This is a genomic window from Promicromonospora sukumoe 327MFSha3.1, from assembly GCF_000385135.1.
In the GTDB taxonomy this organism is placed as follows: Bacteria; Actinomycetota; Actinomycetes; order Actinomycetales; family Cellulomonadaceae; genus Promicromonospora; species Promicromonospora sukumoe_B.
Window position 1 is genome coordinate 304,455 of record NZ_ARQM01000010.1, and the last position, 14,209, is coordinate 318,663.

A 14,209-nucleotide genomic window follows, 5' to 3' on the forward strand; every position below is an offset into this window, starting at 1 on the left:
GACCGCCCCGGCTCACGCGGACAGGTGGTCCGCCAGGCCGCGTTCCCCCGCGCGCATCACCCGCGAGTGCGCCCAGGCCAGCGGGCCGGGGGCCACGCGCGCCGCCCCGCGGAACCAGGCCGGCACCGGCGCCACCTGCCAGACCAGGCGCACGTCCGTGCGCGGCCGGCCGGGCGCCGAGGCGTCCGAGACCGCCACGTCGGCGAGCCCCGTCAGGTCCCCGGAGACGTCCAGCCGCGCACGCCCGGGCACGCCGTCGGACGGCGCCGTCGTCTCCACGAGGTCCAGCCGGAACGCCAGCGCGTACCCCAGCGGGCTGCGGACCCGCAGCCGGGCCCACGTCCCGGGCGCCGCCAGCCCGTCGGAGCCGACGGCGCTCCCCGTCTCGTCGGCGGTGAGGCCCGGCCACCAGTCGGGCCAGGTGAACCGCGGGTCGGCGAGCACCGACCAGACCCGCGCCGGGGCCTCGGCCGGCTGCCAGAGCGACTTGAGCACGAACATGGCGCTCATCGTGCCAGCGACGGGTGACCGGTGCGCGTGCATGAAAAGGTAGAGACGATGAGTCGTTCGAAACCGCCCCGCTGGCTGCGCTGGACCCTCGCGGGAGCGGCAGCCGCCCTGCTGTGCCTCATGTTCGGGATCACCACCGCCAAGGCAGACCTCAGCCTCGGCCCGCACGAGGCGACCTACGCGATCACCGCGGACGACGAGCTCGTCGCCGACCTCGGCCCGCTCGGCACGGTCGTGACGGACTCGCCGCTGCCCCTGACGCTCGGCGTGCGCATCACGGTGCACGAGATCCCCGCGGACCTCGCCGCCGTCGACGCCGCCAGCTTCGACGCGCTCGCGGGCGACCTCGATGGGTACCTCCAGTTCTTCGACACCCCGCAGCAGACGGTGCGCACCGTCGCGACGGCACTGGTCTGGGACGCCCTGCGCGGCGCGGCCCTCGCGGCGGTCGTGCTGGTCGGCGGCGCCTACGGCATCCGGCTCCTGCTCGGTGCCGCCCGACGGCGTGAGCTCGGCCGGGCCATGGCGGCCCGTACCTGGGAGATCACCGCCTCCGCCGTCGTCGTCGTGCTGGTGGCCGCGACCGCGACGGCGAGCGCCGGACCCGAGGAGCGTGCGGCGCTGCCCGCGTCGCCGGTGTTCGCGGGGACGGCGCTGGAGGGCGCGCGGATCACGGGCCGTCTGGCGGGCGTGATCGACACGTACAGCGGTCAGCTCGTGGACACGTACCAGGCGAACGAGGTGTTCTACGCGGGCGCCCGGGAGAAGCTGATGGCGGCGTGGGACGCGCGGGTCGCGGAGCAGGACGCGGCGCGGGCCGAGGACGGCGCCACGGCGTCGGCGGACCCGGACGCGCCCGACTACGTGACGTTCCTCGTGGTCTCGGACCTGCACTGCAACACGGGGATGACGCCGCTGATCCGGGACCTCGCGGAGAGCCTGGCGCCCGACGTCATGCTGAACGCGGGGGACACCACGATCAACGGCACCAGCGTGGAGTCGGTGTGCGTGGACTCGTTCGCTTCCGCGGTGCCCGACGGCGTCCCGTTCGTCGTCGCCGACGGCAACCACGACTCGCGCCTGACGACGGCCACGGAGCTGGCCAACCGGCAGGTCGTGCTCGACGGCGAGGTGGTCGAGGTGGAGGGCGTGCGGATCCTGGGTGACCGGGACCCGCTGGAGACGCGGATCGGCGGCGGCACGGTGATCGCGCGCGAGGAGACGCCCGCGCAGGCCGGGGAGCGGCTGCGGGACACTGCGTGCGAGGCGGCCGGCGAGCCGGGGCTCGGCGGGTACACGGGCGAGGACCGGGTGGACCTGCTGATGATCCACCAGCCCGCGGTGGGTGACGCGGCCCTGGAGTCGGGCTGCGTGCCGTTCCAGCTCTCGGGGCACATGCACAAGCGGATCGGGCCGGAGGTCGTCGGCTACGGGGTGCGGTACGTCAACGCGAGCACGGGCGGGGCCTCGAAGGGCAACACGTCGGTGGGGCCGCTGCGCGACACCTCGCAGATGACGGTGCTGCGGTTCGACCCGGAGCGGCGCAGGTTCGTGGACTGGCAGCTCGTGGAGGTCACTCCCGAAGGGGAGGCTGCCGTGAGCGAGCGGCAGGCGATCCCGCCGACCGTCCCGCTGCCCGCCGAGGTGCCGGACGAGGCACCCGGTGACGTCCCGGGTGCCGGAAGCACGCCGTCGTCCTCGCCGTCGGGCAACTAGGCTCGGGGCGTGGAGATCACTACCGACCCGGCCGAGCTGACGCCCGTCGCCCAGGACTACCTGAAGGCCGTGTGGTCGGCGCAGGAGTGGTCGGACGAGAAGGTGACCACCAAGCACCTGGCCGACCGCCTCGGGGTGGGCGCGTCCACGGTGTCCGAGACGGTGCGCCGGCTGAGCGGGCAGGGCCTCCTGGAGCACGAGCGGTACGGCGCGATCCGGCTGACCGACGACGGCCGCCGGCTCGCGCTGGTGATGGTGCGCCGGCACCGGCTGCTGGAGACGTTCCTCGTGGAACAGCTCGGGTACGGCTGGGACGAGGTGCACGACGAGGCCGAGGTGCTGGAGCACGCGGTCTCGGACGTGTTCGTGGAGCGCATGGCGGAGCGGCTGGGCAACCCGTCGCGCGACCCGCACGGCGACCCGATCCCGGCGGCGGACGGCACCGTGGTGCGGCCTGACGCCGTGCCGCTGTCGTCCATGCACGCGGGCGACGCGGGCACCGTGGTGCGCATCTCCGACGCCGACCCGGAGGCCCTGCGCTACCTCGCCGAGCTGGGCCTGGACCTGGACATCCGGGTGGAGGTCACCACGCGGCGCGAGTTCGCCGGAACGGTCGCCGTCGCCTGGACCTGTCCGCCCGTCCCGGGAGCTGACGGCGCGGCGGACGACGGAGCGGACGGCGACGAGCGCGTGGCCGATCTCGGGCTGCTGGCGGCCTCCCGCGTGTGGGTGGCCCAGGAGTAGTCTTCTTCCCGTTCCTCACTGCTCGTCGCCGGTGTCGCCGACGCATCCCCCGAATCGATACGACTCCCGGAGAGACCATGGCGACCAGCGCCCCTCAGAACGCCCCGGACCAGGCGCCGGACCAGGCGACGAGCCCCGGCTCGATGCGCCGGGCCGCGCCCGCGCTCGTCGCGCTCGCCGTGGGCGGGTTCACCATCGGCACCACCGAGTTCGCCGCCATGGGCCTGCTGCCCGACGTCGGTGCCGACCTCGGCGCGACCGACCCCCAGGTGGGGCACACCATCACGGCGTACGCGCTCGGCGTCGTCGTCGGGGCGCCGCTGCTGACCGTGGCCGCGGCGCGCATGTCGCGCAAGCGCCTGCTGCTCGCGCTGATGGGCTTCTACACGGTCGCGAACGTGCTGTCCGCGGCCGCGCCCGACATCGGCTGGCTCGTGGCCGGCCGGTTCCTCGCGGGCCTGCCGCACGGCGCGTTCTTCGGCGTCGGCGCCGCGGTCGGTGCCGCCGTGGCCGGACCGGCCCAGCGCGGCCGGGCGGTCGCGACGATGATGACCGGCCTGACCATCGCGAACGTCGTCGGCGTGCCGCTGTCGACGTGGGTGGGGCAGGCCTTCGGCTGGCGCACCTCCTACGTGCTGATCGGCGCGCTCGGGATCGCGACGCTCCTGGGGCTGTGGCGCCTGATCCCGGCCGGCGCGGGCGGCGAGGGCCGCTCGGTGCGCACCGAGCTGGCCACCCTGCGCAACGCCCCGCTGTGGTTCGCGTTCGTGGCCGGGGCCATCGGGTTCGGCGGCATGTTCGCCGTCTACACCTACGTGGCCCCCACCATGACGGGCGTCACCGGCCTGCCGGGCGGGGCCGTGCCGTGGGTGCTGGCCTTGTTCGGCGTCGGCATGACCGTGGGCACGCAGATCGGCGGGCGGCTCGCCGACCGCGGCGTGCTGCGCGCCGTCCTGATCGGCTTCGTGGCCACGGCGGCGTCGCTCGTCCTGTTCGCGCTGACCGGCGCGTCCGTGGTGCCCGCGCTGGTCTCCCTGTTCCTGCTGGGCGTCACCTCGCAGATGCTCGGCCTCGCGTTCCAGACCCGGCTCATGGACCTGTCGCCCGGCGCGCCGTCGCTCGGCGCGGCGCTGTGCCACGCCGGCCTCAACGTCGCCAACGGCGCCGGCGCGTTCCTGGGCGGCGTCGTCATCGACGCCGGCTGGGGCTACCTGGCACCCGCCTGGGCCGGCGCCGTCGTCACCGTGCTGGGCCTCGGCATGATCCTGGCCTTCGGGCGGCAGCGAGTCGTGCACCAGCACACGGAGACCCCACTGTGACCCAGGATTCAGCAATGTCCCAGCCTGCGCCGGTAGCGTAGGGCGGGTGACCGATACCGGGGCGACCACGACGTCGTCGGAGAGCTCGTTGGACAGCACGCACGACGCCGCGGCGCCCGGGGGCGCTCCGCTGGGCGCGCGGACCATGGGACTGCTGCTGGTGGTGCTCGGAGGTGTCGGCTTCGCCGCCTCGTTCGCCCTGGCCTGGGAGAAGTACCTCAAGCTGCTCGACCCGGACCGGACGGCGTCCTGCAGCATCAACCTGTTCGTCGACTGCGGCGCCGCGATGTCCTCGTGGCAGGGCGCCCTGCTCGGCTTCCCGAACCCGTACCTGGGCGTCGCGGCCTTCCCCGTGGTGATCACCACGGGCGTGATGCTGCTGCTCGGCACGCGCCTGCCGCGCTGGTACTGGACGTCGCTGCTGATCGGGACGGTGCTGGGCCAGGCGCTCGTGTTCTTCCTGATGTGGACCAGCTTCTACGCGATCGTCGCGCTGTGCCCCTACTGCATGGTCGTGTGGACCATCATGTGGCCGCTGCTCTGGTACCAGCTCGTGCGCGGCGTGCAGTCGGGCGACCTGCCCGCGAGCGCCGGCCTGCGGAACATCATGGTCGGCAACCGGCACATCATCCTGGTCATCGGGTACGTCGCCGCGGTGGCGTGGCTGATGCTCGCGGTGGGCGGGGACCTGGTCGCGTCGTTCTGACGGTCTGCCCTCGTGGCCGCTGACGGCGCGGCGTGCCTGGCGGAGAGACCACGTCCTGGAGGTGTGTTGCGCTGCGTAGACACTGTCTACGCAGCGCAACACACCTCTTTCTCGTCCTCCCGTGGTCAGCGGCTCAGCGCCTCGCGCAGCACCCGGCCCTCGCTGCCCGACGGCGGCGCGTAGCCCAGTAGCGCCGAGATCGTCGGCGCGACGTCGACGTGCCGCGGGCCGCGCGGGTGCGCACCCGGCCGCACCCCGGCACCGGCGAGGACCAGCGGCACGCGCAACTCGGTCGTCGCCCCGTGCCGCCCGGCCGGCGTGGCGGGCGTGGGCCCGAACGACCAGCCCGGCTCGGGCTCGACGACCAGGTCACCGTAGTTCGGGCTCATCCGCAGGCGACGCTGGTCGGCCTTGTCGAACACGTTCCGCACCTGCGGCAGCGCAGTCAGCGCCCGCTCCAGGCGGCGGACGGCGGCGCGGTCGCCCGCCCGCTCGCCGATGATCCGCACGTCCGCGACCCCGCCGACGACCGCGACGTCGGTGCCGGCCGCCGGCGTCTGCCCGCTGGTCAGGACCTGCGGCGTGAAGCCAGCGGCCTCGATCGCGGCGAGCCCCTCGGCGGCGAAGCCCTTGTCGAACGTGGTCATGCCGTGGTCGCCGGTGACGACGAACGCGGTGTCTTCGTGGACGCCCGCCTCCTTCGTGGCGGCGACGATGCGGCCGATCTGCCGGTCGATGTCCTCCAGGGCGCCCGGGATGCGCGGGTCGGCGTCGCCGCCGGCGTGCCCGATCGCGTCGAGGGTGTCGCAGTAGACCGTGATCAGGTCGGGGATCCCGGTGGTGCGGACCAGCTCGCCGTTCGAGCTGACGGGCTCGCCGCGCAGCACCGAGACGACGTCGTCGGTGCGGCGCGCGCAGTCGCCGCCGGGCTGCGTGTAGAGGCCGTCCGGGTCGCCGAACGTGACGCCGTAGTTCTGCAGGATGAACCACTGCGCGGAGAACACGGTGCCGCCCTGCTCCCGGACCGACTGCGCGATCGTGGGCACGGCGAGGTCGCGCTGCTGGCCGCGCGCGGTGTTGCTCGCGGCGTCGAACCAGTAGGCGGTGTTGCGGTGCGTCTCGGGCCAGGCGCCGGTGGCGACCGAGGACCACGACGGGTTGGTGATCGACGTCATCACGCCGGACGAGGTGGTGACGCTGCCCTCGCGCAGCAGTGCGCGCAGGTTCGGCATCTCGGCCGCGCCGGGGGAGCCGTCGCCGTCGCGCACCAGGTCGAGGTACTCGACGTCGAACCCGTCCAGGGCCAGGAGGACGACGTGGTCGGCGCGGCGGGTGGACGGGGCGGCGGGCACGGTGGCGGTCCTGGCGCTCTCCGAGGCGGTCACGGTGGTGGGTGGGGTGCCGGGCAGCGGAGCGGCGGCGGCGGTCGAGGCCGTCCACACGGTGGCGGCGGCGATGCTGACGGCGAGGATCTTTCGCGACAAGGGCATCATGCGGGCAATTCGAGCACCCGGGGTGAGAACTTCGGGGGAGGCGGGGGCGAATGTCGGATGAACCCTGGAGCCTGTGGACGACCGAGGGCCCGGGCCCGGCGCACTCGGTAGACTCGGCCGGGTGACCATGCCCGACGCACCCGAGCGCACCACGTCTCCCGACGAGCCCCGTTTCCGCTACACCCCCGCCCTCGCGCAGCAGATCGAGCTGCGCTGGCAGGACATCTGGGAGGAGCGGGGCACGTTCCACGCGGCGAACCCGCAGGGGCGACTTACGGGGCCGGGCGGGAGCCCGGCGCAGGGTGACCCGTACTTCATCATGGACATGTTCCCGTACCCCTCGGGTGCGGGCCTGCACGTGGGTCACCCGCTGGGCTACATCGCCACCGACGTCACGGGGCGCTTCCGCCGCATGCGCGGCGACAACGTGCTGCACGCGCTGGGCTACGACGCCTTCGGCCTGCCCGCCGAGCAGTACGCCGTCCAGACGGGGCAGCACCCGCGGACCACGACCGAGGCCAACATCGGCAACATGCGGCGCCAGCTGCGCCGCCTCGGCCTGGGCCACGACCCGCGCCGCACCTTCGCGACGATCGACCCCGAGTACGTCCGCTGGACGCAGTGGATCTTCCTGCAGATCTTCGAGTCCTGGTACGACGCCGACGCCGAGCGTCCCGGACCCGTCACCGGCTCCGGTGACGGCAAGGGCCGCGCGCGCCCGATCGCGGAGCTGCGCGCCGAGCTCGCCGCGGGCACGCGGCCCGTCCCCGGGCACGACGGCGACAACACCGGCGGTGCCGTCTGGGCCGGGCTGAGCGAGCTCGAGCGGCGCGACGTCGTCGACGGCCAGCGGCTCGCCTACATCGACTCCTCGCCGGTCAATTGGTGCCCGGGCCTGGGCACCGTGCTCGCGAACGAAGAGGTCACCGCGGACGGCCGCTCCGAGCGCGGCAACTTCCCGGTGTTCCAGCGCAACCTGCGCCAGTGGAAGATGCGCATCACCGCCTACGCGGACCGCCTCACCGACGACCTGGAGCTCATCGACTGGCCGGACAAGGTCAAGTCCATGCAGCGCAACTGGATCGGCCGGTCCACGGGCGCCAACGTCCGGTTCGACGTCGTCGGCACCGCCGAGGGCGACCCGGCCGGCGCGGCCGGCTCGCTGGAGGTCTTCACCACCCGCCCCGACACGCTGTTCGGCGCCACGTTCATGGTGGTGGCCCCCGAGCACCCGCTGCTGGACGAGGTTCCCACGGCCTGGCCCGACGGCACGCGCTCCGCGTGGACCGGCGGGTACGAGACCCCGGTCGAGGCCGTCGCCGCCTACCGCCGCGAGTCGTCCGCCAAGACCGCCGTCGAGCGGCAGGCCGACGCCGGCAAGAAGACCGGCGTGTTCACGGGCCACCTGGCCGTGAACCCGGTCAGCGGGCTGCAGGTCCCGGTCTTCACCGCGGACTACGTGCTCATGGGCTACGGCACCGGCGCCATCATGGCCGTGCCGGGCGGCGACGAGCGCGACTTCGCGTTCGCCGAGGCCTACGACCTGCCGGTGATCCACACCGTCGAGCCGGAAGGCGGCCTGCCCGAGGGCCACACCGGGGCGTACTCGGGCGACGGCGTGGCCGTGCGGTCCGCGAACGACGAGATCTCGCTCGACGGCCTGGGCGTCGTCGAGGCCAAGGCGAAGATCATCGCCTGGCTGGAGAGCAGGAACATCGGCGAGGGCACCACCACCTACCGCCTCAACGACTGGCTGTTCAGCCGCCAGCGCTACTGGGGCGAGCCGTTCCCCGTGGTGTGGGACGAGGACGACCGCCCGGTCGCCATCCCCGACGCGATGCTGCCGGTGGACCTGCCGGACGTGCCGGACTACGCGCCGCGCACCTTCGACCCGGAGGACGCCAACTCCGAGCCCGAGGCGCCGCTGGGCCGCAACGACGACTGGGTGCACGTCACCCTCGACCTCGGCGACGGGCCCAAGAAGTACCGCCGAGACACCAACACGATGCCCAACTGGGCCGGGTCGTGCTGGTACTACCTGCGCTACCTCGACCCCGCCGAGACCACGGCGGCCGCGCTGCCCGAGCTCGAGAACTACTGGCTGGGGCCGCAGCACAACCCGACGTCCGGCCCGGCCGGCGGCGTCGACCTCTACGTGGGCGGCGTGGAGCACGCCGTGCTGCACCTGCTCTACGCGCGGTTCTGGCACAAGGTCCTGTTCGACCTGGGCCACGTCAGCGGCGTCGAGCCGTTCGGCAAGCTCTTCAACCAGGGCTACATCCAGGCGTACGCCTACACCGACTCGCGCGGCCAGTACGTGCCCGCCGAGGAGGTCGAGGGCGACGAGCAGACCGGCTTCACGTGGCAGGGCCAGCCCGTCAACCGTGAGTACGGGAAGATGGGCAAGTCGCTCAAGAACGTCGTGACGCCCGACGAGATGTACGAGCAGTACGGCGCCGACACGTTCCGCGTCTACGAGATGTCGATGGGCCCGCTGGACCTGTCGCGCCCGTGGGAGACGCGCGCCGTCGTCGGGTCGCAGCGGTTCCTGCAGCGGCTGTGGCGCAACGTCGTCTCGGAGGAGACCGGTGAGCTCACCGTCACCGACGACGAGGCCGACACCGCGACGCTGCGCGCGGTGCACCGCGCCATCGCCGACGTGCGCCTCGAGATGGAGAACATGCGGCCCAACACCGCGATCGCCAAGCTCATCACGCTGAACAACCACCTCACGGGCCTGCCGGCCGTGCCGCGCTCGGCCGTGGAGCCGCTCGTCCTGATGACGGCGCCCATCGCGCCGCACATCGCGGAGGAGCTGTGGTCCCGCCTCGGCCACGAGGAGTCGCTGGCGCACGCGCCGTTCCCGGCCGCGGACGACCAGTACCTCGTGCAGGACACCGTGACCTGCGTGGTCCAGGTGCAGGGCAAGGTGCGCGCCAAGTTCGAGGTCGCCCCGGACATCTCCGCCGAGGACCTGGAGGCGACGGCCCTGGCCGAGCCGAACGTGGTCAAGTTCCTGGACGGCCGCGGCGTGCGCAAGGTGATCGTCCGCGCCCCGAAGCTGGTCAACATCGTCCCGGCCTAGCCGAGCGTCCGGTCCGTGGACCGGTCACGGCCCCAGTGGCCCGTGACCGGTCCCGGGCCTATCGTGAAAGTGCGCCGAGGAGAGATCCCCAGCGCCCTGCCTTCAGCCCCCGCACAGTCGGGGGCTGTCGCGCGTCCGGGGTCCTTTGGCGTCTCGCCCGTCAGCGCTTGCGGGTGCCGAACAGCGAGCGCGTCAGTTCGCGGACCAGGACCGTGCCAGCCGTCTTTGCCAGCGAGCTGACCACGCGGTTGCGGTCACGGGCCGCCTGCTCCTTGTGCCGCGCCTCCGCCTTCTCGCGGGTCGCCGCCTCCTTCTCCAGGCGGGCGCGCTCCTTGGCGATCTCCCGCTGGTCCTGGGCGGCGGACGCCTCGCCCGCCGCGGCCGCCTGCCCGGCGGCCTGCTCCTGCGCCCGCGCCTGGAGCAGCTCGAACGCCGACTCCGCGTCGATCGCCGTCCCGTACCTCGCCTGGCCGGGGGAGGCTGCGACCACCCGGTCGATCTCGGCGTCGCTCGCCGGGTCCATCGACGCCTGCGGTGCCCGCACCCGCGTCCACGCGACCGGTGACGGCGCGCCCTTCTCCGTGAGCACCGTGACCACGGCCTCACCGGTGCCGAGCTCCTGCAGCAGGCGCTCCAGGTCGTACGGCGACTTCGGGAACGTGCGGGCGGCGGCCCGCAGCGCAGTCGCGTCGTCGGGCGTGAAGGCGCGCAGCGCGTGCTGCACCCGGTTGCCGAGCTGGGCCAGCACGTCGGACGGCACGTCCTTGGGCGACTGCGTCACGAAGAACACGCCCACGCCCTTGGACCGGATCAGCCGGACCGTCTGCACCACCTGCTGCAGGAAGTCCTTGGAGGCGCCGGTGAACAGCAGGTGCGCCTCGTCGAAGAAGAAGACCAGCTTCGGCTTCTCGACGTCGCCCACCTCGGGCAGGTCCTGGAAGAGGTCGGCCAGCAGCCACATGAGGAACGTCGAGAACAGCTGCGGCCGGTCCTGGACCGCGGGCAGCTCCAGCACGCTCAGCACGCCGAGGTCGCCCCGCGTCGCGATCAGGTCCGACGTCTCGAACGCGGGCTCGCCGAAGAACACGTCGGCACCCTGCCCCTCCAGGCCCACGATCTCGCGCAGGATGACGCCCGCCGTCGCCGCAGAGACCCCGCCGATGCCCTTCAGCTCGGCCTTGCCCTCGTCGGAGGTCAGGTGCGCGATCACCGACTGCAGGTCCTTGAGGTCCAGCAGCGCCAGGCCCTTCTTGTCGGCCCAGTGGAAGATCAGGGTCAGGCTCGACTCCTGCGTCTCGTTCAGGCCCAGCACCTTGGACATGAGGATCGGCCCGAAGTCGGTGACCGTCGTCCGGATCGGCACCCCCTTGCCCAGGCCGCCCAGCGAGTAGAACTCGACCGGGTACTGCGTGGGCGTCCAGTCCTGCCCGATGCTCGCCGCGCGCGCCGCGACCTTCGGGTTGTCCGGGCCCGGCAGCGCCAGGCCGGACAGGTCGCCCTTGACGTCGGCCAGGAAGACCGGCACCCCGGCCAGGGACAGGCCCTCGGCCATGCCCTGCAGCGTCTTGGTCTTGCCGGTTCCCGTGGCGCCCGCGACCAGGCCGTGCCGGTTCAGCATCGACAGGGCGAAACCCACCTGGACCTGCGGGTTCGGCGTGGTCTCGCCGCCCGGTTCGCCCTCCAGGAGGGCGCCCAGCGGCAGCGTGGCCTCCGCGGCGTAGCCGGCGGCGACCTCGGCGGCGTAGCCCTGCGGCGCCGTCTCGGCCGGGGCCGGCTCGTTCTCGGCCGGGGCGGCCTTGACCGGCGCCGCGTCGTCGCCGGTCTCGGGGGCCGCGGGCGCGGCAGCCCGCTCCGCGTCCTCCAGGGCCTTCTGGGCCGCGGCGGCGGCCTCGCGCAGAGCTGCGAGATCTGGCGTCGATGCATCGGACATGTCTCGGATGCTAAGTCGGGCCCCGGAGCCGCGCGCGGGGAGGCTTCGCCGCGTTTCGCCGTCGGGATCCCGGCACGGATAGAGTGTCGCGGTCATGCGCAACCGTCGTCGTCCTTCCCGCCCGGCACCCCAGGAGGTGCGGGTCGTCACCGACTCCACCGCCTGCCTGCCCACCGGTCTGCCGGGCGGCCCGGTCGTGGTGCCGCTCCGCGTCCTGGTCGGCGACGAGGCGTACGCGGAGGGCGAGGACATCACCCCCGACCGCCTGGCCGAGCTGGTCGCCGAGGGCGAGCAGGTCACCACTTCGCAGCCCTCGCCCGAGGCGTTCGCGGCGGTCTACCGCGCCCTCGGCGACCAGGGCGTCCGGTCGGTCGTCTCGGTGCACCTGTCAGGAGCGCTGTCGGGCACCGTCGGTTCGGCCGGCACCGCCGCCGCACGGTCGCCCCTGCAGGTGCGCGCCGTCGACTCCCGGACCGCGGCCGCAGGGCTCGGCTTCGCCGCCCGGGCCGCCGCGGAGTGCGCGGCGGCCGGGGCCGACGCCGCCCACGTCGCCGCGCGGGCCATCGAGGTCGCCGGGACCGCCGACGCCGTGTTCGTCGTCGACACCCTGGAGCACCTGCGCCGCGGGGGCCGGCTCTCCGGTCCCGCAGCCGCGCTCGGCACGGTCCTGGGCGTCAAGCCGATCCTGCGGCTGTCCGACGGCGCGGTCGTGCTCTCCCAGCGGGTGCGCACCCGCGCGGCCGGCGCGGAGCGGCTGCTGGAGCAGGCCGCCGACTTCGTCGCGCGCGCCACGCGGCCGGTCGTCGCGGTGCACCACTTCGGCGCGCACGACCGGGCCCAGGCCCTGGCCGGCCGCCTGCACACCCGCACCCGCGCGGACGTCGAGGTCACGCCGCTGAGCGCCGTCCTCGGGGTGCACGTGGGACCGGGCACGCTAGCCGTCGTCGTCGCGGACCTGGGCGACCACAGCCACTGACGCGGAGCCCGGCTCAGCGTGCGAGGACCTCCCGCAGCCGTGTCGCGAACTCAACCGGCTTGTCGGCCGGCTGCCCGTACTCCCCGCCGCTGAAACCGCCGTGGCCCCCGGGGAAGACGACCGCCTCGGCGTCGAGCAGCGCGGCGGCCGCCCGCGAGGAACGGCCGGTCATCTCGTCGTTCGTGTCCTCGCCGACGGCGATCAGCGGCGTGGACGCGCTGGCCCGTACCGCGGTCCAGTCCGGCTCGTACTGCGCCAGGAGTCGCATGTTGACGCCCAGCAGCAGGTCGTCGCGATTGCCGTCGTCCTCGGTCGGCAGACCGAACACGGCGGGGTCCGGGTCGGGCTGGTCGAGGTAGTCCGCGGTGAGCTCGCCACGGGCCATGACCAGCGCGATGAACTTCGCCATCCCCGCCCCGAAACCCTTCGTCTGATAGGTGTCATGGATGTCGGTCAGGGCCGCGACCATGGCCGCACGGTCTGGCAGCACGCTGGGTAGCGGCGGCTCGTGCGCGACGACGGTCCGCAGGTCTCCCGGGTGCCGGGCCGCGAGATCGAGCGCCACGAGGGCGCCGCCGCTGGAGGCGAAGAGGTCCACCGGGCCGCCACCGACCGCCTCGATGACGCGGTGCACGTCGTCGGCGTGGTCCGCGATCCCGGGCGCCCCGGTGCGGGTGCTGCGTTCCACTCCGCGCGGATCGTAGGTGACCACGGTGCGGTCGGTGAAGTGGCTCGCCAGAGTCGTGAACCCCTCGGCGCCCATCGGAAGGCCGATCATGAGCAGCGTCGGCTCGTCGGACGGCGCGGCCGCCTCGCGCACGTCGTAGGTGAGGACGGCGCCCGGTACGTCGAGGACGTGGGTCTTCTTCTCGGTCATGGTGCTCGCTCCTGATCTCTTCCGCGCGGCCCGGGACCGCTTGTGCTGCTCGGGTTCGCGCGCGTTCGTCAGGTCCGACGACGGCCTCCGGCGGAACTCATCGGTGGCCGTGGCCGAAGTTGTGGCCGAAACTTGTTGGCCCCTCGTGGGCGGCGCGGACAGACCCTCGTGACGGCGCCGTGCGGGTACGAGCCCGACCACAGGGGCTCGTATTCGGGGTCTGTGCACAGGTGGACCGCGGGGCCCGTCCGCGGTGTGCCCGACCCGCCTAGCGTCCTGAGTCATGCAGCCAGAGACCGCGCAGCAGCGCCGCCCCGATCCCTGGCCGTTCGGCCCGGTGCGCGGGTCCGACGGCCTGGGAGACCAACCGTTGTCCGGTGCCGTGCCGTCCGTCGCCTTGCCGTTTGTCGCTGGGCCGTCAGTCGCCGAACCGGCGGCCGACGGCGACCCTGCCTCGGGGGAGGCGTCCGACCCCGGGACGGGCGCCGACGACCTGGTGGAGCGCCTGCGCGCCCGGCGCTCTGCCTCGGGCGTGGCCGCGGCCTACGCGGCCGCGCACGGTCATCCCGCCGACCCACGGGCCGAGCACGGCGCCCGCCGCTGGGCCCTGACCGGCACGACGGCGGTGGTCGCGGTCGTGGCGGTGCTCCTGCTCGGGGTGGGTGTGGCTGCCTTCGCCCTGCGCGGCGACGGCGTCGAGCCGCTGGCCCAGGTCGGTGCCGGGGGCGGGGCGGCTGACGCGTCGCTGGGCACCGGCGACGAGGAAGTCGGGTGCGGCGGCCTCGGGGGCGGACGGTGCCGGCACGGGTAGCGGCCGGACGGATGGCGACGGCACGGATGGCGACGGTGCAAC

11 protein-coding genes are annotated in these 14,209 nt (G+C 73.7%); 7 read left to right on the plus strand and 4 right to left on the minus strand.

The genetic code is table 11. The features are described from left to right. Window positions 1–12 precede the first annotated feature (12 nt). Window positions 13–510 (minus strand): hypothetical protein, encoded by a 498-nt coding sequence (locus tag H291_RS0105035; RefSeq protein ID WP_026365411.1) that lies wholly within the window; start codon window positions 508–510, stop codon window positions 13–15. A gap of 48 nt (window positions 511–558) precedes the next feature. On the opposite strand from H291_RS0105035, the gene H291_RS0105040 reads away from it, so the two are divergent. The 4 genes from H291_RS0105040 (at window position 559) to H291_RS0105055 (ending at window position 4,995) form a co-directional block, all read left to right on the plus strand. Beyond that, entirely contained in the window at window positions 559–2,226 is a 1,668-nt protein-coding gene (locus tag H291_RS0105040; protein ID WP_026365412.1) for a metallophosphoesterase family protein, read from the plus strand. Window positions 2,227–2,235: 9 nt separating this feature from the next. Then, a complete protein-coding gene (locus H291_RS34775; protein WP_020013891.1) occupies window positions 2,236–2,970 on the plus strand; it encodes a metal-dependent transcriptional regulator in 735 nt (244 codons plus the stop codon). 77 nt (window positions 2,971–3,047) lie between these two features. Further along, on the plus strand, window positions 3,048–4,289 hold the full coding sequence (locus H291_RS0105050) for an MFS transporter (protein ID WP_020013892.1): 1,242 nt from the start codon (window positions 3,048–3,050) through the stop codon (window positions 4,287–4,289). A gap of 46 nt (window positions 4,290–4,335) precedes the next feature. Next, window positions 4,336–4,995 (plus strand): vitamin K epoxide reductase family protein, encoded by a 660-nt coding sequence (locus tag H291_RS0105055; RefSeq protein WP_020013893.1) that lies wholly within the window; start codon window positions 4,336–4,338, stop codon window positions 4,993–4,995. 125 nt (window positions 4,996–5,120) lie between these two features. On the opposite strand, the gene H291_RS0105060 is transcribed toward H291_RS0105055, so the two are convergent. Next, entirely contained in the window at window positions 5,121–6,488 is a 1,368-nt protein-coding gene (locus H291_RS0105060) for an alkaline phosphatase family protein (protein ID WP_020013894.1), read from the minus strand. A 127-nt stretch (window positions 6,489–6,615) separates the two neighbouring features. Between H291_RS0105060 and leuS the strand changes: the two genes are divergently transcribed. Continuing rightward, on the plus strand, window positions 6,616–9,573 hold the full coding sequence (leuS, locus tag H291_RS0105065; protein WP_033326123.1) for a leucine--tRNA ligase: 2,958 nt from the start codon (window positions 6,616–6,618) through the stop codon (window positions 9,571–9,573). Window positions 9,574–9,733: 160 nt separating this feature from the next. Here the strand turns inward: leuS and H291_RS0105070 are convergent, their stop codons facing one another. Continuing rightward, window positions 9,734–11,503, minus strand: a complete 1,770-nt coding sequence (locus H291_RS0105070) for a helicase HerA-like domain-containing protein (protein ID WP_020013896.1) — start codon at window positions 11,501–11,503, stop codon at window positions 9,734–9,736. A gap of 94 nt (window positions 11,504–11,597) precedes the next feature. On the opposite strand from H291_RS0105070, the gene H291_RS0105075 reads away from it, so the two are divergent. After that, window positions 11,598–12,479 carry a DegV family protein gene (locus H291_RS0105075; protein WP_084467746.1) on the plus strand — a complete coding sequence of 294 codons (882 nt, stop codon included), beginning with the start codon at window positions 11,598–11,600 and terminating at the stop codon, window positions 12,477–12,479. A gap of 13 nt (window positions 12,480–12,492) precedes the next feature. On the opposite strand, the gene H291_RS0105080 is transcribed toward H291_RS0105075, so the two are convergent. Continuing rightward, the gene (locus H291_RS0105080) at window positions 12,493–13,356 is read right to left on the minus strand and encodes an alpha/beta fold hydrolase (RefSeq protein WP_020013898.1); all 864 of its coding nucleotides are present in this window, start codon (window positions 13,354–13,356) and stop codon (window positions 12,493–12,495) included. A 283-nt stretch (window positions 13,357–13,639) separates the two neighbouring features. Between H291_RS0105080 and H291_RS34455 the strand changes: the two genes are divergently transcribed. Beyond that, a complete protein-coding gene (locus H291_RS34455; protein WP_020013899.1) occupies window positions 13,640–14,167 on the plus strand; it encodes a hypothetical protein in 528 nt (175 codons plus the stop codon). Window positions 14,168–14,209: the final 42 nt, after the last annotated feature.

What these genes read in the sequence shown, in the direction of transcription:
- H291_RS0105050 (WP_020013892.1), top strand. Translation starts at nt 3,048, where the DNA reads ATGGCGACCAGCGCCCCTCAGAACGCCCCGGACCAGGCGCCGGACCAG.
- H291_RS0105040 (WP_026365412.1), top strand. Translation starts at nt 559, where the DNA reads ATGAGTCGTTCGAAACCGCCCCGCTGGCTGCGCTGGACCCTCGCGGGA.
- H291_RS0105060 (WP_020013894.1), bottom strand. Translation starts at nt 6,488, where the DNA reads ATGATGCCCTTGTCGCGAAAGATCCTCGCCGTCAGCATCGCCGCCGCC.
- H291_RS0105035 (WP_026365411.1), bottom strand. Translation starts at nt 510, where the DNA reads ATGAGCGCCATGTTCGTGCTCAAGTCGCTCTGGCAGCCGGCCGAGGCC.
- H291_RS0105075 (WP_084467746.1), top strand. Translation starts at nt 11,598, where the DNA reads ATGCGCAACCGTCGTCGTCCTTCCCGCCCGGCACCCCAGGAGGTGCGG.
- H291_RS0105070 (WP_020013896.1), bottom strand. Translation starts at nt 11,503, where the DNA reads ATGTCCGATGCATCGACGCCAGATCTCGCAGCTCTGCGCGAGGCCGCC.
- H291_RS34455 (WP_020013899.1), top strand. Translation starts at nt 13,640, where the DNA reads ATGCAGCCAGAGACCGCGCAGCAGCGCCGCCCCGATCCCTGGCCGTTC.
- leuS (WP_033326123.1), top strand. Translation starts at nt 6,616, where the DNA reads ATGCCCGACGCACCCGAGCGCACCACGTCTCCCGACGAGCCCCGTTTC.
- H291_RS0105080 (WP_020013898.1), bottom strand. Translation starts at nt 13,356, where the DNA reads ATGACCGAGAAGAAGACCCACGTCCTCGACGTACCGGGCGCCGTCCTC.